Origin of the sequence: Flavobacterium micromati, assembly GCF_900129585.1 — a bacterium.
Taxonomy (GTDB): domain Bacteria; phylum Bacteroidota; class Bacteroidia; order Flavobacteriales; family Flavobacteriaceae; genus Flavobacterium; species Flavobacterium micromati.
The window spans coordinates 1-23,742 of sequence record NZ_FQWF01000016.1; the positions used below are offsets into that span (position 1 = coordinate 1).

Sequence of the window (23,742 nt, forward strand, 5' to 3'; positions counted from 1 at the left end):
TGACTTATTTTCAGGATAATTTTTTAAAAACAACCTGTATATAGGCAATGCCGACTGATATTTAAGGTTTTCTTAAAACTTTCGGATAGCAATGATGTTTTCTAACCAATTATAAAATTAAACTATTTTTTTTTCATTAAATTTCTCATTAATAAAATTATACAGTAAAAAACCAATTTGTCGGTAAAGGTAAAAAACGGTACTTTTAGTACCACCTACATTTATTTAAAGTTTATAAATTTGACTTGTAAACCTGATTGGTTTAGCTGTTAAAAAAGCATAAATAGGGTCGTAGAAATTAGTTGCAAATAATTTTGAAAACTACCTCGAGGATGTTCTTGCAATATTTTAACAACAGGGCGAAGAAATAACATAACAAGCTATTCCAACTTTCGTCCTTATAGCAACTATTGTTGTAAATGGGAGAAGCACCGTATATTATGAAAAATTTATTTTTAGGATTACTGATGTTAATAGGAGCTGCAAGTTTTGCAAACACTGAAGACCCAATTAAAAAACTTCCAATTGCGCCAGCGCCTAGTGAAAAGGTTCAAAAAAGTGACAAAATAATTATTGAACAAAAAGTTGCAGATGATACAATTTATTGTTCGATTAAAGTTAATGGCAACGAAGCTTCTTGTTGGTTATGCGATTGTAATGAACTCGCTAAAACGCTTAAATAAAAGCCAATAGGTATAATTAGTTATGATGGTAATGTGAATGTTTATCATTGCCTTTAGATTTTTGAACATCTCTAAAAAGAACCTGTTTTAGATTTTAATATCTGATAAAACAACTAAAATCAATGGTTTGGGATTTTATACTGTTTTCAAACAATAGCTTTTTTAGAGATGTTCTTTATTAAAATACGGAATAACAAATACAATTTTAACTAAGTATTAAATATGAAAAAATTAATAATAGGACTTATATTAATAAGCAATATCGCATTAAGCCAAAATAAAGATAAATCGGTGGATATCAAAGTTATTTATGAACACAGTTTTTTTAAAGGGATATTTAAAAATGAAGTTGAATTATATATCAAAGACAATATTTCGCAATTTTCTTATAATATAGATAAACAAGTAAAAGATAATGGTAATGGCAAATTTACCATGGCCGCTCTCAAATATATTAATAATTATAATCTGGATACTGCTATATTTAGAGAACAACGTAATATTAATAAAAAGTTAATAACTGCTGAATGGAAAAATGATTTTAAATGGGTAATTACAAAAGAAACTAAAATAATTAATGGATATAAGGCTATAAAAGCAAGCTCCTATTCTTATGAGGTTGATAAAAATGACCCTTATTATTTCGGGAAAGTATTTGCTTGGTTTACAACCGAAATCCCTTTATCAGCTGGTCCGGGAAGATACGCTGGATTACCGGGACTAATTTTAGAAATTGAATATGAAAATTCTAATTCAAAATATAAATTAAAAAGTATAGATTTTAAAAACAAAGAACTACTAAAAGATATTACAAAAGGAACAAAAGTTGATAAATTTGAAATTTTATATTCAAGAGAAAATTAATTAAAATGAATAGCAACAAAATAATCTTTTTGATTGTTTTCACTCTAATATCATTGGATACATATAGTCAAACCACAATTAAAGGTAGAGCTAAAGATGAAAACAATTCATCTTTAGCTGGTGTTAACGTAATTTTATACGAAAATAGCATAATAATAGAGTACACAAAATCAGATAGTATCGGGAATTTTCAACTGGAAAAACAATTGTTAGAGGGAATTTATTTAGTAGAAGGCAGAAAATTTGGTTATAAAAAGTTCAATCAAAACATTGTTGTTGGAACAGATACAAAGCAACTAATTAGTTTAGAAATTGTGCTTAACGGTTCAGAAATTATTGAACTCAAAGAAGTACAAATAGTGTCAAAACCGCCAATAATTGTAAAGAAAGACACCATAATTTATAACATTGACAAGCTGAAAGATGTTTACGACAACAATTTAGAACAGGTTCTAGCAAAAATTCAAGGCTTTAAAATTCAAGCCAACGGCGAAATTGAAGTTAACGGTAAAATTATCAGAAAAGTAATTATTGATGGCAAAGAAGTTTCGGATTTAGGAAGCGCATTATTAACGCAAACTTTATCGCCAAATGATATAAAAGAAATAGAGGTTCGATTTGATGAAAAAAACAACAAACTAAAAGAAAGTTTACTAGACGATGGCAAATTTGCAGTTTTAGACATAAAATTAAAGGAAGATTTAAACAAATCATTTTTTGGGAATATTCAAGGAAACTTTGGTTACCAAAACAATGAGAAATTTGGGGGATATTCCAATTTATTTTCCCTTAATAAAAAAGTAAACATTCAGGCTTCTGGCGAAAACACAAATTTTGGAAATAACAAAATTTCATTAGCGCAAATTCGGAACATTGGCGAGGAAGCAAATGCAAAAATAATGTCCTTACCCATTGATTACAATGAAGTTAAAAAACGGAAAGGTTTAAGTGACGAGTTATATGGATTTAATAATTTTACTCAAAACGATAATTCTATCTTAGGAATTTCAATAAACTATGTTATTGACGAAAAAACAGATTTGTTTATTGGTAGTTTCAATAACTATCATTTTATGAAAAACCAAAGTTTTACAAACCAATTCTATATCAATGATTTGATAAACAATATAGATTTAAATAATACTCAAAAGGAGTACAATTCAAAAAATAAAATACAACTTAAACATACATCAGACAAAATAAAATTAAAAACCGATCTAAATTATATTTGGTTTGAAAATAATTTGGACAATTTAAATCGTTCACAAAATCAAAACGATTTTCAAAATAAACATAATTCAAATAGTATGTTTTTTAACAATTCACTTGAATACGTTTTTAGCAAGAAAACAGGTTTAATTTCTAACATTTCTTTTTCTGATGAGAATTATGTATTGAATAATAATTTGCAAACCGACAATCTTAATGTAGCCAATTTTCTTGGCTCATCAATATTACAATCGCTATTTTCATTTAATCAAATAAATAGTAATACAGAACGTAATTTTGTGTCAGAGTTAAAGATAAATCAAAAGAGCAACTTCGGAAATCACTTTTTTGGTTATAAATATATGTCGAATTCATTGCAAAACGAAAAAAAATCAAGTAATTCAACAGATTTAAATTTTGATTTTTTGAATCCCAGACAAAAATTGTCATACAACACAAATTCATTATTGTATAATTATCAAAATTCAATTGGGTTGTTTATCCTTAACGCAAATATGGAACTATCAAAAATTGAGATTCCAGATGTCATTACAAAACCATCTTATTTTCAATACAATGTAAACATTATTTTTTCACCAAATGAATCTTCAAATTTCACCTTGATTGCATCAAATAATGTTGGTAAATTTCCATTAGAAAAAACGTTAAACGGTTTATATTTATCTAATTTTCAAACCATTTTTGAGCCGTCTTTGGGTTTAACACCAACAAATAATGAAATTTACTCAATCGCTTACTTCAAAATTTTTAAAGAATTTAAAGTAGAAATAACTTCTGCAATATTACATGGAAAAGCGAGAAATCTTGACAATCAATCTTTTTTAAATGATATTATATTACAGCAAGCAAATCAATTAGATAATAGCTACACAGCATTTTCTACAACTTTTGTAAAAAATTTTAAAAAACTTCCGTTTAAAATCACTTTTGAACCAGAAATATTAAACAATAAATCTAACTTTATATTTGAAAATATAATCAGAGAAAATTTTTCTGAACGATATTTGTTAGGTTTAAAAATCGACAGTAAACTTAAAGGAAATTTTGACTTTAATTATTTTTCAAAATACTCCCATTTTATCTTTAAAAACGACTTAAGCGATTTTAAAAATAACTTAGAGTTTATTAGTAATAGTATAACCTTGAAGTCTAATTTTTTTAATAAATCTCTGATCGTAATGAGTACTTATCGAAATGTATACTTTTTTAGCAATAAAGACAATTTTTCTAATTTAGATTTTTCGGTTAGTAAAAGAACAAATAAAATCAACTTCAGCTTAATGCTTTCAAATTTATTTAATGCGAATCAGTTTATTACAAAAGATTTTAATCAAGTAATTTTTACGGAGAATGAAAACGCGGTTTTTAGCAGATTTATCAATTTTGGAATCGAATATAAATTTAAATAAACATTGCAGCAAATAATGAAGTTCGTACAAACAAATCAATTGAATTTCAAACGAACATGATTTTGACTTCAGAAAAGTTAACTGCTGATGAAGATGATCAACGCATTTATTTAGGAAGGTTTGCTGTTTATGTTGATGGTGTTTACATCGGAATATATGACGTATATTTAGAGGTATAATAAGTTACAAGAATTCCCTTTTTCACTTTGCTGTTTAAGGGGATATTTAAATTTATTTTTAAAAATCAATCTTTATTATTAATACTATTTAACACTACTTTCAGGATGAAAAATCTATTAAAATTATTTAGCATGGTGATTATTTCAAACATTTCTATTGCACAGTCTTTCACCATTGAGTTTGAGAGGCGAGCAAACATTGAAAACCAACTTAAAAATGTTACAGATCCCGAAACAAGAAAAAGCGTGACTGCCTATTTGTCGAAACCGACCATTTTCTTTTTGTATTATAACAATGGGGAATCTTTGTACATGGAAGAAAGAGAAAAAATTTTAAACAATGAAGATTTGAAAATTGAAAATGAAAAAGTAAAAAAAATTGAAATTGGTAAAGATGGCGGTGGATTGTACAAAAATTTTAAAACTAAAGAATATCTTCATGAAGCGGATGTGTTAGGTAAAAAACTTCTGGTTGTCGATAAATTAGAAAAAATCAATTGGGAAATACTTGATGAAGAAAAAACAATAGGCACTTACAACTGTAAAAAAGCCAAAGCTACGATTAATAACGAAAGTATTATCGCTTGGTATTCAGACGAAATTGCTATCCAGGATGGTCCAAAAGACTTTTATGGTTTACCGGGTCTCATCATAGAATTGATTGCTGAAAAGCAAACTTATCATGCCATCAAAGTTACTGAAAATAAGGGTAAATTAGAAATTAAAAGGCCATTGAACGGTACTAAAGTTTCTAAAAAAGAATATTTAAAAATCGTAGAAGACAGAATAAATGAATTAAAAAGCGGTTTGGGAAATTCTTTGAGACAGTAAGGTATGAGATATTTTATTTCAATATTTTTATTTTCCCATTTTTGTTTTTCTCAAATCCCTGTAAGCGGTATTTTAAAAAACAAAGCCAACATTGAAATACCTTCGGCAACGCTTCAATTAATGGTTGACAATAAACTTATTGCATATTCAACATCTGACGAAGCTGGTTTTTTTGAAATAGCAGTTAGTAAAAATATTTTGGCCAAATACACGTTAAAAATTACACACGTACAGTACCACACTAAAATCATTGAAATCGCAAATATTAATGCAATATTGTTAATTGTTCTTGACGAAAAAGAAGTGGAATTAAAAGAAATTGTAATCCAAAGCAAATTAGCTGTTGCAAAAATCAAAGGCGATACTTTGCGTTATAATCTAAAAGCTTTGACTACTGGCAACGAAGAAAAATTAGTTGAAGTTCTAAGAAAACTCCCCGGCATTGAAGTAAATGAAGATGGTAAAATAATGTCTCAGGGAAAAGTGATTAATGACTTACTTGTAAATGGCAAAAAAATGTTTGGTGATAACCATAAGATTGCTACCGAAAATATTAATGCAGAAATGCTTGAAGGAATTGACGTGCTGAGCAATTATGAGAATTTTGCAGCGTTAAAAGAAATTGAAGGCAGCAACAAAACCGCTTTAAACATAAATATCAAAAAAGAATTTTTAGGCAAAATAACAGGTACTATTGATGCTTACACAGCGTACCTCAGTAGATATCAAGTAAACAGTAATTTATTTAAATTTAATGAAAAGATAAACGTTTCCGCAGTAGTAAATCTTAACAATACGGGTTTCCAGCCTTTGTCGATGAAAGATTATTTTTCGTTAAATAAAAGTGTGAGGCAAGAACTGAGAAATAACGATTCCTCAATTAACTCTTTGAAAACTAGTGACATACCTGTATTTTTATTATCTGATGATAATGTCAGCACAAAAGCCAATGAGTTTGTAGCGTTTGATTTTGCATATCAATCGACAAATAAACTATCGATAAATGGGTTTTCTATTTTTTCAAGATTAAGAACCACAGAAATTTCTCGGACAAATAAGGTTTTTTTTGATAATTCTTCAACATCCAATGTTTTAGAAAATATTTTTAGCAAAAATAATTTACTATACAATCAAACAAAAATAAATATTGATTACAAACAAAGCACAAATAATTTAGTGAACTATACTCTGTTATTTGACCCAAATGTCATCAATGCTTCAAATACAATTGGAAATAACTTAAATTCTACTCAAAACACGATTGGCGAAAGTATCGATAAAATAAATTATAAATTTGGTCATCAGCTTAGCTATATTAGTAAAATTGATAAAAACAAATTATTATCATTCAATTTGTTCCAAGAGTTCAACAAAAATCAGAGTGATATTGGGCTTGATGCTAACTATAATTTGTTTAATCTTAACAGCAATTTGACCCAAAATAATGTCGAAAAAAACAATGATTATGGTTTTTATAGTAAGCTTACAATAAAGAAAAAACAGCACTTGTATAAATTTAGTTTTGGCTATATTTTTGAAAATTCTAATTTTAATACTGGCATTGCACTTGGTGATAATCGAATAAATTTTACCTCAAATTACTTCACATCTGATATCAGTTTTCAAAAAAGCGAAGGGAAATTTAATTATAAGGCTAAATCGGAATTCAGGCATTACTTTCTGAAATTTGGTGATGAAAAAGGCGAAAATTCCTTTATTCTGCCCTCTTTTCTTTTTAAATATAATTTTAATCAAACGCATCATTTATTGGTAAATTATTCAAAAACTGTAGATGTATATTCGGCAAGAAATCTCAATGATAACAGTTTTTTCGAAAGCTTCAGAAATCTTTTTGCAAATTCAAATATCAATTATTCAACACCTATTACGCAACATATTTATGCTTTAAATTACTTTCAATTTGATCTTTACAACGGAATTGTCATAATGCTTAATTCATCCTACACTGTCTTTGGAAATAGGCTTTCAAATAATTCTGTAAATGCTGTAGATTTCATTCAAATACAACAAATAAACACGGAAAATCAATTTGCATGGAATAACTCAATCTCTTATGAGCATCGCATTTCGAAAATAAAAAACAAATTTAAAGTTTCGTTTAACTACATTAATTCCAATTTCGTCAATCAAATAAATTTTGTAAACAATACGCAGCTTACAGAATTATTTGGCATTAAAACATCGTTAATTAGCATTTTTAAAAATGAATATTTTAACTATGAATGTGGATTAAATTATCGCTATCAAACCAATAGTTTATCATTTCAAGGCACTAAAAATAAGATAATTCAACTCAATCCATTTCTTTCTTTTAATGGTAAAATCAATTCACAATTTTCTTATTTCATCGATAATTCCTTTGAAAAATTTAACACCGATAACCAATCCACTGATTTTTTTAATTTAAGTTTTAAGGTTAACTACAAAGCTAAAAAGTTTAAATATTGGTTTGAAGCGAACAATGTTTTAAACATTGAAAATGCACAGGTTATAAAATTCATCAGTTCTAATAATTTCACTTCTACAGAAATAATTGATAGGTTAGCGGGTTATATTGGTTTTGGAATTGGGTTTAACATAAAATAATTCTGAATGCCGTTCATAATAAATAGTCAAGGTATTAAATCATTTAGCCGATAAACTTCGATTTATTTTCTAGGAGGAAAAATATTAAAAATATATTGTTGTTAGTCAGTTTTTATTGGCAACAGCAGTAAATTGATTTACGTTTTGCACCTGTGATCGGGAATTTGTTTGGTGAAAATTGACTTATTACCTTTTCTGGAAAAATTTTTACTTGCTATTGCCTACAATCGTTGTTGTTCGGCTTTAACGAGTTTCTGCAACCAAATACAACCCGCAACCGAGAGTATTCCTAGTGTTCCCATCACAAACCAGTTGGTTTGATAACCAAAGTTGGCTATAATTTCAAGTCCCGTTTTTGAACTGGCAATGTGTGCTAAACTGAAACTCATTGTGAACAGCGCCATGTAGCGTCCTTCATGCCCTTTTGGTGCTCTGCTCAAAGCAAAAGAATTGGAAAATGGAAAAATGAACATTTCTCCAAAAGTGATAAAAAGAATACTCACAATTAGGGTCCCAGCCCAAACATTGATCAATAAAACATAAAAACTGATCGACATCAGCAAACAACCCCAAAGGATAATTTTAAGTTTGTCAATATTTTTGCGCTGGCTAATGCTTACAATTGGCATTTCAAGAAAGAAAATCAACAGGCCGTTTAATGATAATAAAAGGCCACTTTGGAATTCCGTAAGCCCAAATTTTTCATTGTGGTACAACGGCAATGTCGTGAAAAGTTGGAAGAAAAGCATGGCTGTGATAAAGCATACAAATAGAAAAATCCAGAATATTTTATCGGTGAAAACGGATGCTGGAATTTCGGTCACACTCTCGGAAACGTTCAAATCAGCTGGTTTTTTTCGCTCTTTTACAAGTACTGTAAAAATTAAAATTGACACAATACAAGAAGCTCCATCAACCCAAAAAAGTCCGCTGTATCCTAAATTCATAATGATTAATCCTCCTAAAGCAGGTCCGGCGGTAAAGCCTAAATTTACAGCAAGACGAACAAGAGTCAATGCTCTGGTTCGATTTTCGGGTTTGGCATAAGTGCCTAACGAAACAAACATGGCAGGACGAAACATATCAGCAACGGTCATTATAAGGAACATTGCAAAGCATAATCCCCAGAAAGTGCGCACATATTGTACGGCAAACAACAGCAACCCGCTGGTAAATAAGCTAAATACCATGATTTTATAAAATCCTATTTTATCAGAAAGTTTACCGCCAAGCCACGAACCTAACATAGAGCCAAAACCAAAACAGACCATAATCCAACCAACTTGTTCATAAGAAAAATTCAAATCTTCCTTTAAATATTTCGATAAAAACGGCAAAACCATTGTTCCCGCTCTGTTGATAAATGTGATTAAAGTCAAGATCCAGATTTCTCTGGTGAATCCTCGGTAATTATTGATGTAACGTTGAAAAGCAGTTTTGAGCATGAGGTAAATTTCTGTTTTGCAAAATTACAACCTTTTTCAGGAGCTTTTTCCAGCTATTCGTTACAATCTTATATTTTTTTAAAGAAAAAAAATATAAGGATTTTCACTACTATCTGGGCTAGAAATCGGAAATCTGAACCCATTTATTCCAAATATTATCTTTGTCGCTTTGTAACTTTTAAACTATTTTTGCATAAAATTATTCAATTGAAAACTCTTTTGCTTTTTATTTTTTTAGTACAAGCTAATTTTGGCTTTGGCCAAAATACTTATGATGTCTCGGCTGTAGCTAAATTTCAAAGGGAATTAAATGCTGAATATGCAGATGCTAAAACAAGTCCGCTCCTGGTAGAAGATTTAGTGGATTTTAAAAGTTTAGATTTCTATCCAGCTAATGAAACTTTTAATGTGGTGGCTAAGTTTGTGCGTACCAAAAACGAGAAGCCTTTTGAAATGAAAACCACTACCGATAGGAAACCGCTATATGTAAAATACGGCGAAGTTTATTTTACAATAAATGGTTCAGATTTTAAATTAAATGTATACCGAAATATTGCGCTTTCAAAGCAAAAGAAATACAAGAATCATTTGTTTTTACCTTTTTCTGATTTGACATCTGGCAAAGAAAGTTACATTGGAGGGAAATATATTGACCTAGAAACACCAAAAGGAAATACCATTCTCATTGACTTCAATACTTCATACAATCCCTATTGTGCTTATAATTCTAAATATTCTTGTCCAAAAGTACCTTTAGAAAATGATTTGAATATCGAAGTAAAAGCAGGCGTTAAAAAATTTCACGACTAATGGAATTTTTTAATTTACATACACACAAATACACAAATCAAGATTCTGTTTTAGAATTAGTCAATCAATATCCGCAGGAGTTTGACGGAGCAATTCAGTATTATTCTGTTGGAATTCATCCTTGGTATATTGTTAAAGATAGGGTAGAAGTAGATTTGGCAATAATTGAAAGTAAATTAAAAGAGCCCAATTGTTTAGCGATTGGTGAGTGCGGACTCGACAAACGAATTGAAATACCAATAGAATTGCAGCAAATGGTTTTTGAAAGACAGTTGCTTTTAGCACAAAAATATAATAAAGCGGTCGTCATTCATTGTGCAGCTGCATTTCAAGAGGTAATTGAAACTAAAAAGAGATTAAATATTTCAGTTCCAATGATAATTCATGGATTTTCTAAAAACGGTCAAGTTGCAAATCAGTTGATTGCAAATGGTTTTCACATTTCGTTTGGGAAATACTTATTACAAAAAAAAGAGTTAGAGGAAGTATTCATAAATATTCCAAACGACAGAATTTTTCTAGAGACAGATACAATTGAGGAAGGAATTGAAACCGTTTATCAATTAGCGGCAAACTATAAAGTAATCAGTGTTTTGAAGATACAGGAAATAATTAATAGCAATTTCGCAGAGGTATTCAATAAAACAATTAAATAGAAATCATTAGGTTCTAAGAACTTAAATAACAAAAAGTTGATAATGGCAAAGTGGTTAGAAAGAAGCGAACTATTGTTCAAAAAAGAAGGCTTAGATAAATTAAAAAATGCAAATATTTTAGTTGTAGGACTGGGCGGAGTAGGATCTTTTGCAGCCGAATTTTTAACACGAGCAGGAGTAGGGAATATGACAATTGTGGATGGAGACGTAATCGATATCACTAATATAAACAGACAGTTACCAGCATTACATTCCACCGTTGGACAATCCAAAGTTTCTTTAGTTGGTGACCGTTTACTAGACATTAATCCCGATTTAAATTTAACTCGAATAGCCGAATTCCTGTCGCCTGAACGTGCTTTTGAAATTGTTTCAGATGAATTTGATTATGTGTTAGATTGCATTGACAGCGTTACGCCAAAGTTAAATTTAATCATTGGCGCCAAACGAAAAAGAGTAAAAATAATCAGTTGTATGGGTGCAGGCGGAAAAATGGAAGCCTCAAAAGTAAAGGTATCTGATATTGGAAACACGCAGAACTGCTTTTTAGCAAAAACGATCAGGAGACGTTTAAAAGAGGTGAAAATTGATAAATTAAAGGTGGTTTTTTCATCGGAAATTCAAGATGAGACAAGTTTAAAAATGACCGATGGTTCTAATTATAAAAAATCATTCTACGGAACTAATAGTTACATGCCAGCATTATTTGGACTTTACGCAGCGGAAACAGTAATACGTTATTTGCTTAAAAAGGAGTGATTTTGGTTTAGTGTTCAGAGATTAGTGTTCTGAGTTTAGTGATTAGTGTTCAGTGACCTCTAATCTCAATTTTTCAAAATGTAAATTATTAAGAAATAGTTTTATTTTTAAACCATTAAGCAAATTAAGTTATATTGAGACTTAACTAATCTTAATTTTCTTAATGGTTTTAAATTTTCGATTATTTTTTAAGAAAGGCTTTTAGTACGCGTAAAAGTTGGTGTAACGAAAAAAAACTTCGTGTCTTTGCGCCTTTGTGGCAAAAAACATAAAGCGATTACTAACAGAAAAAATATTTCGTGTCTTTATGCCTTCGTGGCAAAAAACTTTTAGTAATTACTAACATATAAAAACTTTGGGTCTTTGTGCCTTTGCGGCAAAAAACATAAAGTAATTACTAACAGAAAAAAACTTTGTGTCTTTACACCTTAGTGGCAAAAAAACATAAAGCAATTACTAACATAAAAAAGACTCGTGTCTTTGCGCCTTTGTGGCAAAATAAAAAAATGATACAAACAGTAATTTTTGACATGGATGGTGTAATCGTCGATACAGAACCAGTGCACCGTTTTGCTTATTTTTCACAATTCAACGAATTAAATATTGATGTTACCGAAGAAATGTATACTTCTTTCACTGGTTTATCAACACGAAATACATTTCAGAAATTAAAAGAAATCTTTACTATCGAATATGAAGTAGAAGACTTAATTCAAAGGAAACGCATAATCTTTAATGATGCTTTTGATAGCAAAACGGATTTGGAATTACTAGAAGGTGTGGAAATCTTAATAAAAAATTTACATCAAAACGGAATGCAATTAATATTAGCATCGTCGGCTTCAAAAGTGACTATCTCGCGTGTTTTTAATAGATTTAAGCTGCATGATTATTTTACACATTTAATCAGTGGCGAGGATTTTCCAAAATCAAAACCACATCCAGCAATATTTGAACACGCTGCTAGTTTATCTAGTGCACCAAAGGAAAATTGCATAATAATAGAAGACAGTACTAACGGGGTTAAAGCTGCTAATGCGGCTGGAATTTTCTGTGTTGGTTACAATAGTTTGCATTCAAAAGCCCAAGATCTTTCATTAGCAAATATTGTTATTGACCATTTTGACGAATTAGATTTTGAAAAAGTAAAGAATATTCGATCTAAATTAAGAACTAATTAACACATTTACACTGCTGAATTTGTATTTTTGGAAATCACAAAAAAATCAATTAACAATGAAAAAAATAATTATTGTTTTAGCGATTATGCTAGCAAATTTCACAACTGAAGCACAAATAAAAACGCCTCAATCCAGTCCAAAAGCAACTATCATGCAGTCAGTTGGGCTTACTGATGTAGAAATTAATTATTCAAGACCAAGCGCGAGAGGAAGAGCAGTTTTTGGTAATTTGGTTCCTTTTGGAAAAGTATGGAGAACAGGAGCAAATGAAAATACAACAATATCTTTTAGCGATGATGTAATCATTGATGGGAAGACATTGACGAAGGGTAAATATTCATTGTTTACTATTCCAAAAATTGAAAGTTGGGAAATTATTTTCTACAAAACAACTGATAATTGGGGAAATCCAGAAGAGTGGAAAGAGGAAAATGTAGCACTTAAAACTACAGTAAAACCAGAGGTTTTAAATAAAAGTGCTGAAACATTGACTATTGCAATAAACGCTCTAGATAACAATTTTGCTTTTTTAGAAATGTCATGGGAAAACTCATTTGCATCGTTGAAATTTGAGGTTCCTACGCAACAAAAAGCTACAGCAAATATTGCAAAAGCTTTGTCAGGTCCAGCATCTGCTGATTATTTTGCTGCAGCGCAATTCTTGTTTCAGTCAAATGGAGATAATGTAAAAGCATTAGAATATATAAATAAATCTTTAGATATGTCTAAAGACAAACCATTTTGGTACAATCGCTTAAAATCATTAATTCAAGCAAAAGCTGGTGACAAAAAAGGAGCTATCGAAACTGCAAAAGCGTCTCTCGCAGCTGCTGAAACTGCAAAGAACCAAGATTATGTAAAAATGAATAAGGATAGTATTTCAGAGTGGAGCAGAAACTAAATTCTGACAATAATAAATTTAATAGAACCCGTTTCGGAATTGCGAAACGGGTTTTTTATTGTTATAAAGTGCACATGACCTCGCTTTGATCACAAACACCTATGAAGATATGTGAAACGAAATTCAACGACTCCAATAAAAAATATATAAGGAGTTAATTTCTCCCGTATGCATTGGAAGCAATAAAAAATAAATAGTATCTACATGACTGTAAATTTAATTGTGCGTAATATTAATTACTTTTTTAAATTTATTGTTTTGTTTCTTGTCAAATGGAGCGAAGTCGAGATTATGTATGACTCATAAAAAGGGTTTTGACTGCGCTAAACCTGACAAAAAAAATTAACTTCCCTTTACAGAATATTTAAAGGCTATTTGGTAGAAATCCTTTCTAGAAAGCATATAATCCTTAGCTTTATACTTCCAAATTAAAAGCCTTAACAGCGCAAATTTTTAAATCTGCGAATTTGCGGTTAATTATTTTCTGTTGAATTTTTAATTATACCATCACTGAATCTGGATCTCTAGCTTTATCATTTCTAAAAATAGTCCACTGAAGCAATAGCGAGATTATAATGGTAAGCATCGCACCTATAAAATTCAGCCATAAATAACCTAGTTTTTCCTGTCCGCTTGGATAAATGTAAATGGCATAATAATAAATAATAAAAATGGTGAGCTGACTTGTTAACGCACTATAAAAAATAGCTTTAGATTGGACATTTTTGATGTAAAAACCTACTAAAAAAATACCCAAAACTGTTCCATAAAAAATAGAACCAATGATATTTACTAATTGTATTAAATTTTCAAAAAGTGTTCCAACGCAAGCAAATAAAATCGCAATAATTCCCCATAATAGTGTAAATAATTTTGTTACTTGGAGATAATGTCGATCTGACTTTACTGTTGTGATATTGCGTTTGTAAATATCAATCGCTGTTGTCGATGCCAATGCATTTAATCCTGCAGCAGTAGATGACATTGCGGCTGAAATAATCACCGCCAGTAATAAACCAATAAGGCCTCTTGGTAGATAGTTCAGGATAAAATGAAAAAACACATAATCCTTATCGTTTGTTTCGCTATTTTTATCTGCTTTAAGGATAATTTCTTTAGCTCGATCTCGCAAATCTTTTTCTTTATTGGATAGGGCAACAAGCTCTTTTCGCAAAATTGGATTGTCGAAATCTTGATTCAATTGATCAATATAAAGTAGGTTAATTACTTTTTTATCTTCGGATAAATTGTCTAGTTTTTTTTCTAAAGCATTGTACTCTCCTTTGAAAGCTGATTTTTCAATCATCGCTTTATTATTTGGATTAAAATTCAAAGGAACAGGATTGAATTGGAAAAAGACAAAAACCATTACTCCAGTTAGCAAAATAAAAAACTGCATGGGTACTTTTAAAAGTCCATTCATAATCAAACCCATTTGGCTCTCCTTTACTGATCGACCTGATAAATAACGCCCAACTTGCGATTGATCCGTTCCAAAATAAGCTAATGCTAAGAAAAACCCACCGGTGATTCCGCTCCAAAAAGTATATTTTTCTTCTGGATCAAACGAGAAATTGACGATATTCATTTTATCATTTGCACCAGCAATATGTAAAGCACTTGTAAAAGTCATATCATTCGGCAAGTAATGCAAAATAAAGAAAAAAGTGATAAACATTCCTGACATGATAACAAACATCTGCTGTTTTTGAGTGACATTTACAGCTTTGGTTCCACCAGAAAAAGTATATATGATAACCAAAACACCAATTATAATATTCATGTACGTTAGATTCCAACCTAATATTGCGGACAAAATTATAGCTGGCGCGTAAATAGTTAATCCTGTTCCTAATCCTCTTTGAAATAGAAATAGTATCGCTGCAAGTGATCTCGTTTTTAAATCAAATCTTTTTTCGAGGTATTCATACGCAGTATAAACTTTGTATTTATGGTACAAAGGAATGAAGGTAACGCAAATCACCACCATTGCTATAGGCAGTCCAAAGTAGAATTGCACAAAGCCCATTCCGTCATGATACGCTTGTCCTGGAGTAGAAAGAAAGGTAATAGCACTCGCTTGCGTAGCCATAACCGATAGTCCTACCACATGCCAAGGCGTTTCATTATTTCCTAAAATAAAATCTTCTACGTTTTTACTGCCTTTAGTTTTCCATGCACCATAAATTACAATAAATAACAGTGTAACTATAAGTATAATCCAATCAAATAACTGCATAATTTACGAGTATAATTTCATTATCAAACAAAAAATCAGAATGTAAATCGCATTGGCAATTAACACCCAAGTATAGTTTTTTGTCCAAGTTTTTCTTTTTTTTAATTCCATTTTTGTTAATTTATGCTTGTTTATTGAGCATCACTTTTTTCAGATGATTGTAACGAAATGATATTGGATAGCAATTTATAAGCTCCAGTGACTCCTTCGGGTAGTTCTCTAAAAAAACTTAAACCAGTGTAAACATAATGACCCTTTCCATAAGGTGCAATTAGTAATGCTCCATTTTTTGATGATTCTCCCTTATCATTCGAAGAAAGAATGGCAGTAAAGGCTTTGTCATAAACATTAGGATAATACAATCCTTGTTCTTGTTTCCAACCTTCAAAATCTTTTGTGGTGATTTTATTAGGATAATTTAAAACAGGATGATTTGGCGTCAAAAAACGGACTTCTGCGTTCTCCTCCGTGACGCGATCACGAGAAAGTTTCAACGGAAAAGGGGCGATTCTATCTGTTATTAAATCTCCCGCAGTATTGTATTGTACAACCATTGTTTTTCCCGATTTAACAAATTCAAAAAGAATATCTTGCTTAAAAGCTAGCGCTTTCACAGTATTGTAAGCGCGAACACCTGTCATTACTACTTCAAAATTCTCTAATTTTTCTCGTGTAATTTCTTCAGGACTCAATATTGTAACCGCGTAACCTAATTGCGTTAAACTCGCAGGGACTTCATCGCCAGCACCCATTATATAGGCAATTCGCTCGCCTTTAGTTTTTAAATCAGTTTTGATAACTTTTGCTTCTGCTGATTTTAGCACTTGCTGTTTGGTAATATGTTCGTAATTTATAAAAATTTGCTCTTTATCAAATCGTTTATCGCCAATGATTGCTACACTTTTGGCCACAGCTTCATCAGCTTTAGCTGGTGGAGTTACTTCAAAGGTCACAATTTGTTCTGTTCCTTTTTTGGCAATTTCAAACGGAATAGATTTTGGAGAAACGATCCAATTTTTAGGAAGTTCTAGTTCTAAATTACCTTTTACAACATCTTTGCCAGCTTTGATTTTTACTGCTACTTTTTTGCTTTTTGAATCCTTAAAAAGTAAAACTTTCTCAACTATAGAAGTAGTTACCGCTGGTACAATATCGAGATAATTGTACACTTCTCCTTTCACATCATCATTATATTTATAAATTACAGTCCGCTCATACGGAATTTCTATTTCATTCACCTTAATATTGAAAACTACTTTTACGTCACGAATTATGTCAGGAAGTCCAATATTTTGTTGGTCAATAACTGTATACATCCCCACTGTTCCATTGTCTTTTAAATAATAAGGTTGGGTATAATTAAGCGATTCGGGCAATTGTAAATCTAAATTTATTGTATTTGTTCTATTCGATTTTAAATCTAAATTTTGTAATGTTTGTTTCCCGTCTGGTAAAGTTGACACGCTACTTAATTTTATAAATGCGGCACTTCTATTAATGGCTTCTAATTTTAGTTTTAAATTACTTCCTGGAGTTACTTCCTGACTTTGCGCAGTCGCTTCAAGATATAAACCCGCACAAGCAGCAATAATTTCTTTAATTTCGGCTGATTTTAAAGGTTTCCAATGCTCTTCGTCAAGTGCTTGAATCATGGAATAGGCTTTAGCCAAATCTGGAATACTTTTCGAAGGATCATTGTGATTGAAATCAGATGCAATTTTTGTCAATAAGACTCCTATGCTTTTTCCATTTTTAACGCGGTTCCAAGAAGTATCAATACCGTCGAAAAGCGATTTTTTTTCAGTCAAAGGATCGCCATTTATGAATTCTAAATATTCTGTTTCTTCTCCTCGGGCTCCAGTGCTTCCAAAACCTTGTGATTGATGACGACTCCTGCTCAAAGCTGCAATTTCTTGATTTGATTTTCCTAAATCAGCATAATAAACACCAGTTTCTAATGCGATTAGGTTAGTTTTATCGGCTGCGTTAAATTTCTCGATCGTACCATAAAACCACCATGAGGTATTAAAAAACTGCCGTTTTGCTTGCCAAGGCTTTACATATTGCAATTGCTCTGGAAAGATAGCAGGGTTGTTAGCAAGCTTAAAACTTTCTACACTTAACATTGCTGATGCAGTGTGATGGCCGTGCGTTGTGCCTGGAGATTTATGGTCAAAACGATTTATTATTACATCTGGTTGAAATTTTCTGATAACCCAAATAACATCTGCTAACACTTTGTCTCTGTCCCAAATTTCTAATGTCTCAGTCGGATTTTTGGAAAAACCAAAATCATTAGCACGAGAAAAAAATTGCTCTCCACCATCAATTTTTCTGGCTTCAATAAGTTCTTGTGTACGTATTACTCCTAATAATTCTCGGAGTTGCGTGCCAATTAAGTTTTGACCACCATCACCGCGAGTCAATGATAAATAACCCGTTCTTGCTTTGACATCATTTGATAAATAGGAAATTAAACGTGTATTTTCGTCATCAGGATGCGCAGCAATATACAATGCAGTACCAAGAAAATTGAGCTTTTCTATCTGATTGTAAATTTCAACCGAATTTAATTTTTTTGGATTTTGAGCGGTGATTACCTGAACAAGTAAAAGCAACATTATAAGCGTGGATAGGTATTTTCTTTGCATTATTGTAAATTTAATTCGCGTAGCTCCAAATGTAGGAATTAAATAAATTTTTCTGAATTTTTTTTTATATTCTTTAACTAATGGATTATAATTACTTGAAAAGTTAGATAATGGTCATCTGAATTTTTAAATCTTTTTTAATTTGCGAAAAATATGTTTGTAGTAATTAATCCAAGCTGTTTATTTTCTTGCGTAAAAATAAAGTCAGTGTGTGCATCTATCTAAATTAAATGAGGTAGGATGATATTATTTAATTCTGACTACACATTCTTATAATAAGCTTTTATTGGCTCTATAAAATAAATAGTGAGAACTTCAGCAAATAATTTTCGGTAAAACTTATTCTAAAAGTTTGGACAAAAAATATTTTGATTTAAAACGATAAATAATTTTGGATCTTTTATATTGGTAAGAGTTACAACAAAGCAAATAAATCCTTCATATTATTTGGCATAGCTTGCATTATTACACTATTAGAATTTTTTGAAGAATTTTCAAATGCTAATGCGCCTAAATAATCTTTTGTAAGATTAAAAGTATTGACTTGCCAGTTCTCATTACTTTGAGCAAAATTAAAATCGATGCAATGTTGTCCATCTAAACAGGGAACATTTTTAAAATCCTCGTCAATACCTTTTCCTAATGCTTTTACAAATGCTTCTTTGCGCGTCCATGCGGTATAAAAGGAATGCGTTTTATTGATAGCATTTTGAATCGTTGAAATTTCTTTCTTTTCAAAAATAACAGGAAGAAGGTCTACGAAGTTGAAATCTTTAGACATATATTCAATATCTATTCCAACCTTTTTGCGTGAAATTGCTATAACTGTAAAGTCTTTAGAATGTGAAATATTGAAATGCAACCAAGGATGAGAAACTAAATATGGTTTTTTATTTGGATAAAAATCAAGATGAATATTTTTCACATCCATTTTAGTGTAAGCTGCTAGTACAAATTTTAGAATCGATCTATATATAATGAAATGGTTTTTATCTATTTCGTTGTAAAAGCGTGCAGCTCTATCAAGTTCCAAAAAATTGAGAAACTTAACTAAATCAATTTTCAAATGGTAAAAATCAGGTAAATGTATACTATAAATAACAATATCGTAAGCGTTTAAAGAATATTCTCTAATGGGGATCAATTTTGTGTCTTCAATGCAAGAAGTTGATATAATTACTCTAGATGTTTTCATGTTTTTTAATTAAAATTTCTTGTAACATTCTTGCTATAATTTTGTCATTTGGTGGAGCTACAATAGTAAGATGATTGCCTGCAATGTTGTGAATATTGACTCCGTTTAATGCTGCTTTTTTCCATCCTAAATGAGTAGGGTCTAATTTGTAATTCATATTATCGTTTGCTCGAAACAATTCCACTTCAAAAAACTGAGGAATAAGACAGTAGCGATCAACTAATTTTTCTACATGTCGATTTGCTTCTATAAATTTTTCTAATGCTGCCAATTCTTGATCAGTCATACTATCACGTAATCCAAAATATTTTTTTAGTAAGTACTCTTTTTTCGAGTTAATGTGCAATTTTATTGACGTCCAGCTCGTGATCATTTCCTTTAAAAAATCGAACCATTTACGAGTTTTATCATAAAATCGTATTAGTTTTTTTTGGGCATAAGAGTCATAATAATACGATGAATCAGCATAAGTGTCTAATAATGCAATAACACTTACCGTTTTTCCTTGATCCTTTAGTTGACGAGCCATTTCAAAAGCAACGATACCTCCAAACGAAAAACCAGCAACTGCATAAGGACCTTGCGGATTTACTTTTATAAGTGAATCTATGTAGCAAGCCGCCATAGATTCTATTGATTCAAACCAGTTTTCGTAACCATTAGGTCCAATTCCTTGAAAACCGTAAACTGGTTGATCTTCATCGAAATATTGAAGCACATCAGAAAAATTCAAAATATTAAGTCCAGCACCGTGTACAATGAATAAGGGAGTTTTACTTCCCTTTGGCTGCAGTAGTACTAAATGATCTGATAAAACTTCATCATCATTACTTAATAATTTAGCAAATTTTTCAATTGTTGAATGCTGAAACAATGCAGAAATTGGAATTTGTTTCCCGGTAATTTTCGCCACTTCCATCACAACTTTTACTGCTTTTATTGAATGTCCACCCAATTCGAAAAAATTACTGAAAATATCGATTTTCTCAAGATTTAGACTTTCTTTCCAGATACTAGCAACTATTTTTTCTTCCTTTGAGCGGGGAGCTCTGTACTGTCCTTTATTTTCTAAAGTGGCATTGTACTCTAACAAAGCTTTGCGATCTATTTTATCGTTTAGAGTGGTAGGCATTTTATCTAAGATATAGAAAACATTTGGTATCATAAAAGCGGGTAGATGCAATTCCAATTCATTTCGCCATAATCGAATCTGAACAAGTTCATCAGCGAATTGAAAATTTACTGTTAAAAAGGCAATAAGGCTATCGTTCTTAGCCATTACGATTGCCGATTTGACACCTTCAATTGCTGTTAAAGCAAGTTCCACTTCTCCAATTTCTATACGATGACCTCTAACTTTAACTTGATGATCAATACGACCAAGGCACATCAATTCATTTGTAGGTAAAAGTTTTCCTAAATCTCCTGAAAGATAAAGTATTGCATTTTTTTTATTAGAAAAGATATTAGGAATATATTTAGCAGCCGTTAATTCTGGTCTTCCCAAGTATCCAGTTCCAACACCATCCCCTCCAATAGCAATTTCACCTATTGCATTAGGTGGCAATAAGTTCATTTGTTCATCAACAATATAATATTGCATGTTAGCTATTGGACCTCCAATAGAAATTATTGTTTCTTCGTTTTTTATATGTTTACAAGAGGAAAATATGGTTACTTCGGTAGGTCCATATAATGTCCATAGTTCATCACTTCTATTGATGAGTTCTTTAGCAAGTTTAGCAGGTAGTGGTTCTCCGCAACACCATATTTTTATTGGTAATTTTTTTGACCACCCTGCATCTAAAAGCATTTGATAGGTAGTAGGTGTCGCCACAATTAAAGAAATCATTTCTTTCTCTAACATTTCATTAAAGAGTATTCCATCACTTGATGTCTCATGGTCAATCAAGACTAAAGTTGCTCCTATAAATAATGGGAAAAACAATTCAAAACTAGCGATGTCAAATGAAATTGTTGAGATAAAAGGTACTCTATCTTTTTCTATTATTCCTGGTTCTAATATCATAGAGTACAACAAATTAACAACATTCCTATTTGTGATTTTTGTACCCTTTGGTTTACCTGTAGAACCCGAGGTATACAAGAGATATAAAATATTTTCTGGATTTACGGCAGTTTGCAGTTTAGTTGATGGAAAATGATGTAACGATTGCATAGCGTCATCAATTAAAATTGTATTTGAACATTTTGGTAATGATAAAGACAATGATTTACTCGTTAACAAAAATTTAGCTTCGGAGTCTTCCATCATATATTCTATTCGCTTAATAGGATATTGATGATCTAAGGGAAGGTATGCTGCACCACATTGAATAATTGCTAATATCGCATAGACTAATTCTGGCGTTCTTGGGAAAGAAACAGCTATATAATCGCCAGATTTAACTCCTTGAGATTCTAAATAATGTGCAAATTGATTTACTTTAATGTGTAAATCTCTATACGATATTTTAGTGTCTTTATATTGCAGAGCAGTGTTATTGAATGAAATTTCTGTGCGATTACTCAATAGCTCAGTTAGTGAGACGGCAGGATATGAGGTCTCTGTATTATTCAAAATTCTATAGTTGTTTAAGAAATCACCATATAAAACTTCAGATAAGGGACTGTTTTGATTTGACATTAATTTTTGTAAGGTCTCTTCAAATGAAATCATCATTTTATTTATTGTTTCTTGCTTGAATAATGACGTATTGTAAGAACACTGAAAAGTTGGAATCTTTGCAACTATACAAACATGAAGCCTAATTTCAAAGGATGAGTATTTCCTAGGATTAATTCTAAATTCATAAGTAAGTCCGTTAAATAGAAACTCTTTTTCAATGTCCCGATTTAAATCAACGGTTAAAGCCACTGGTACAAGAGGAATTCGAGAAGGATCTCGAGCAATTGCCAACTTTTGAAGCAGATGACCAAAACTAACTTGATTGTGTTTATAGGCTTCTAATAATTGTCGATTTCTTAATTTTAAATACTCTAAGAAATTTTTGCTTGTGTCAATTTTACTTCGTATCGGGAGTAGGTTTGCAAAATCTCCTATCATATTCATCATTTCATATCTTCTGTTTCCTGATGTGGGAAATCCTATAACGATATCAGTTTCACCTGTGATTTTAGATAAAAAAACCTCAAATGCTGCAAGTACAGCTGCTGTTACAGTGCAGCATGTATTCTTTTCAAGCTGTTTCAGTGTATTTATAATATTATCATCAATCGTAAAATCAAATCTTTTACTATTGTAATTTCGTAACGTAGGTCTTTCATAATCTAAGGGCAATTCCATTTTGGGAATTGAGTCTTTGTATATGTTAAGCCAATAATCTTCTATCTGTTGATAATCATTATTTTGTGTCAACGCATTTATATTCAAAGCATATTCACTAAAAAGATCTGGTTTTGTTAAGTTTGGTAATGTATTTTCAATAAACGCGTTATAAAGTAGGCTGAGTTCTTTTATAATTAATGTAACACTCAAACCATCCCCAATAATATGATGGTACGTTAGTATCACAAAATTTTCTAAGTCATCGGTTTTAATTATTTTAACTTTAAATAAAGGTCCTTTAACGAGGTTGAAAAGTGCATCAACTTCTTCGTTAATTGTAATTTCTTTAGTCTCTTGCTTGTTGATCTTTGAAAAGTGAGAAAGATCAGAATGAGATATTTCGATTTTAAGATCTTTGTAAATATTCATAAAAATTCCATCCAAACTGAATGAAGCTCTTAAGCTTTGATGACGATTTACTAAAATATCTATTGCATCTTCGAATGCCTTTAGAACTAAATTTCCTGTAAATTTTATAGAATATGATAAATTATATGCCTTATTTGCATCAGCACCTCCAATTAAACAATCTGTCCATATTTCTAACTGTGCATTAGTAGTATGAATAATTGTTTCAATTTCTTTGGAATTATAATTGAATGGAGGTTTATTTTTATTTTGAGATTGATCAATCATATTATACTTCAATTTTATTGTTTTAAGATGTGTTGTACGATTGAATTACAAATTCTATAAAAAAACGCTGACTTTTCTCTTTCTTAATTTAGATATTTCATTTTTTTTCCAACTTAT

The 23,742-nt window shown here is 30.7% G+C and carries 15 protein-coding genes; 10 read left to right on the plus strand and 5 right to left on the minus strand.

The annotated features are described in order from the left end of the window. The first annotated feature begins 440 nt into the window (after nucleotides 1-440). The 5 genes from BUB42_RS14910 (at nucleotide 441) to BUB42_RS14930 (ending at nucleotide 7,803) form a co-directional block, all read left to right on the plus strand. A complete protein-coding gene (locus BUB42_RS14910) occupies nucleotides 441-683 on the plus strand; it encodes a hypothetical protein (protein WP_139257414.1) in 243 nt (80 codons plus the stop codon). 222 nt (nucleotides 684-905) lie between these two features. After that, nucleotides 906-1,547 (plus strand): GLPGLI family protein, encoded by a 642-nt coding sequence (locus BUB42_RS14915; protein ID WP_073021802.1) that lies wholly within the window; start codon nucleotides 906-908, stop codon nucleotides 1,545-1,547. Between the two features lie 5 nt (nucleotides 1,548-1,552). After that, nucleotides 1,553-4,186 carry a TonB-dependent receptor gene (locus BUB42_RS14920; RefSeq protein WP_073021804.1) on the plus strand — a complete coding sequence of 878 codons (2,634 nt, stop codon included), beginning with the start codon at nucleotides 1,553-1,555 and terminating at the stop codon, nucleotides 4,184-4,186. Between the two features lie 284 nt (nucleotides 4,187-4,470). Further along, nucleotides 4,471-5,196 (plus strand): GLPGLI family protein, encoded by a 726-nt coding sequence (locus tag BUB42_RS14925; RefSeq protein ID WP_073021806.1) that lies wholly within the window; start codon nucleotides 4,471-4,473, stop codon nucleotides 5,194-5,196. 3 nt (nucleotides 5,197-5,199) lie between these two features. Continuing rightward, nucleotides 5,200-7,803, plus strand: coding sequence for a TonB-dependent receptor (locus BUB42_RS14930; RefSeq protein WP_073021808.1), 2,604 nt, complete (start codon nucleotides 5,200-5,202; stop codon nucleotides 7,801-7,803). A 221-nt stretch (nucleotides 7,804-8,024) separates the two neighbouring features. Here BUB42_RS14930 and BUB42_RS14935 read toward each other — a convergent pair whose 3' ends face one another. Continuing rightward, nucleotides 8,025-9,248: an MDR family MFS transporter gene (locus BUB42_RS14935; RefSeq protein ID WP_073021809.1), complete on the minus strand. Its 1,224-nt coding sequence runs from the start codon at nucleotides 9,246-9,248 to the stop codon at nucleotides 8,025-8,027. A gap of 207 nt (nucleotides 9,249-9,455) precedes the next feature. Between BUB42_RS14935 and BUB42_RS14940 the strand changes: the two genes are divergently transcribed. The 5 genes from BUB42_RS14940 (at nucleotide 9,456) to BUB42_RS14960 (ending at nucleotide 13,555) form a co-directional block, all read left to right on the plus strand. Then, nucleotides 9,456-10,058: a DUF1684 domain-containing protein gene (locus BUB42_RS14940; RefSeq protein ID WP_073021841.1), complete on the plus strand. Its 603-nt coding sequence runs from the start codon at nucleotides 9,456-9,458 to the stop codon at nucleotides 10,056-10,058. Beyond that, nucleotides 10,058-10,714, plus strand: coding sequence for a TatD family hydrolase (locus tag BUB42_RS14945; protein WP_073021811.1), 657 nt, complete (start codon nucleotides 10,058-10,060; stop codon nucleotides 10,712-10,714). The genes BUB42_RS14940 and BUB42_RS14945 overlap by 1 nt, the downstream gene beginning before the upstream one ends. Nucleotides 10,715-10,756: 42 nt before the next feature. Next, nucleotides 10,757-11,473, plus strand: a complete 717-nt coding sequence (locus BUB42_RS14950; protein ID WP_073021813.1) for a tRNA threonylcarbamoyladenosine dehydratase — start codon at nucleotides 10,757-10,759, stop codon at nucleotides 11,471-11,473. Between the two features lie 506 nt (nucleotides 11,474-11,979). Then, a complete protein-coding gene (locus BUB42_RS14955) occupies nucleotides 11,980-12,654 on the plus strand; it encodes an HAD family hydrolase (RefSeq protein WP_073021843.1) in 675 nt (224 codons plus the stop codon). A gap of 55 nt (nucleotides 12,655-12,709) precedes the next feature. Then, nucleotides 12,710-13,555, plus strand: a complete 846-nt coding sequence (locus tag BUB42_RS14960; protein WP_073021815.1) for a DUF2911 domain-containing protein — start codon at nucleotides 12,710-12,712, stop codon at nucleotides 13,553-13,555. 499 nt (nucleotides 13,556-14,054) lie between these two features. Here the strand turns inward: BUB42_RS14960 and BUB42_RS14965 are convergent, their stop codons facing one another. From BUB42_RS14965 to BUB42_RS14980, 4 genes are all read right to left on the minus strand, one after another. Then, nucleotides 14,055-15,794: a sodium:solute symporter family protein gene (locus BUB42_RS14965; RefSeq protein ID WP_073021816.1), complete on the minus strand. Its 1,740-nt coding sequence runs from the start codon at nucleotides 15,792-15,794 to the stop codon at nucleotides 14,055-14,057. 131 nt (nucleotides 15,795-15,925) lie between these two features. Further along, a complete protein-coding gene (locus tag BUB42_RS14970) occupies nucleotides 15,926-18,445 on the minus strand; it encodes a PIG-L family deacetylase (RefSeq protein ID WP_073021818.1) in 2,520 nt (839 codons plus the stop codon). Between the two features lie 415 nt (nucleotides 18,446-18,860). After that, entirely contained in the window at nucleotides 18,861-19,640 is a 780-nt protein-coding gene (locus BUB42_RS14975; protein WP_073021820.1) for a 4'-phosphopantetheinyl transferase family protein, read from the minus strand. After that, complete coding sequence (locus tag BUB42_RS14980) at nucleotides 19,627-23,625, minus strand: non-ribosomal peptide synthetase (RefSeq protein WP_073021821.1); 3,999 nt, start codon at nucleotides 23,623-23,625, stop codon at nucleotides 19,627-19,629. The genes BUB42_RS14975 and BUB42_RS14980 overlap by 14 nt, the downstream gene beginning before the upstream one ends. Nucleotides 23,626-23,742: the final 117 nt, after the last annotated feature.

Excerpts from the sequence above, each read along its gene's own strand:
- BUB42_RS14910 (WP_139257414.1), top strand. The coding sequence starts at position 441 with ATGAAAAATTTATTTTTAGGATTACTGATGTTAATAGGAGCTGCAAGT.
- BUB42_RS14915 (WP_073021802.1), top strand. The coding sequence starts at position 906 with ATGAAAAAATTAATAATAGGACTTATATTAATAAGCAATATCGCATTA.
- BUB42_RS14920 (WP_073021804.1), top strand. The coding sequence starts at position 1,553 with ATGAATAGCAACAAAATAATCTTTTTGATTGTTTTCACTCTAATATCA.
- BUB42_RS14925 (WP_073021806.1), top strand. The coding sequence starts at position 4,471 with ATGAAAAATCTATTAAAATTATTTAGCATGGTGATTATTTCAAACATT.
- BUB42_RS14930 (WP_073021808.1), top strand. The coding sequence starts at position 5,200 with ATGAGATATTTTATTTCAATATTTTTATTTTCCCATTTTTGTTTTTCT.
- BUB42_RS14935 (WP_073021809.1), bottom strand. The coding sequence starts at position 9,248 with ATGCTCAAAACTGCTTTTCAACGTTACATCAATAATTACCGAGGATTC.
- BUB42_RS14945 (WP_073021811.1), top strand. The coding sequence starts at position 10,058 with ATGGAATTTTTTAATTTACATACACACAAATACACAAATCAAGATTCT.
- BUB42_RS14950 (WP_073021813.1), top strand. The coding sequence starts at position 10,757 with ATGGCAAAGTGGTTAGAAAGAAGCGAACTATTGTTCAAAAAAGAAGGC.
- BUB42_RS14955 (WP_073021843.1), top strand. The coding sequence starts at position 11,980 with ATGATACAAACAGTAATTTTTGACATGGATGGTGTAATCGTCGATACA.
- BUB42_RS14960 (WP_073021815.1), top strand. The coding sequence starts at position 12,710 with ATGAAAAAAATAATTATTGTTTTAGCGATTATGCTAGCAAATTTCACA.
- BUB42_RS14965 (WP_073021816.1), bottom strand. The coding sequence starts at position 15,794 with ATGCAGTTATTTGATTGGATTATACTTATAGTTACACTGTTATTTATT.
- BUB42_RS14970 (WP_073021818.1), bottom strand. The coding sequence starts at position 18,445 with ATGCAAAGAAAATACCTATCCACGCTTATAATGTTGCTTTTACTTGTT.
- BUB42_RS14975 (WP_073021820.1), bottom strand. The coding sequence starts at position 19,640 with ATGAAAACATCTAGAGTAATTATATCAACTTCTTGCATTGAAGACACA.
- BUB42_RS14980 (WP_073021821.1), bottom strand. The coding sequence starts at position 23,625 with ATGATTGATCAATCTCAAAATAAAAATAAACCTCCATTCAATTATAAT.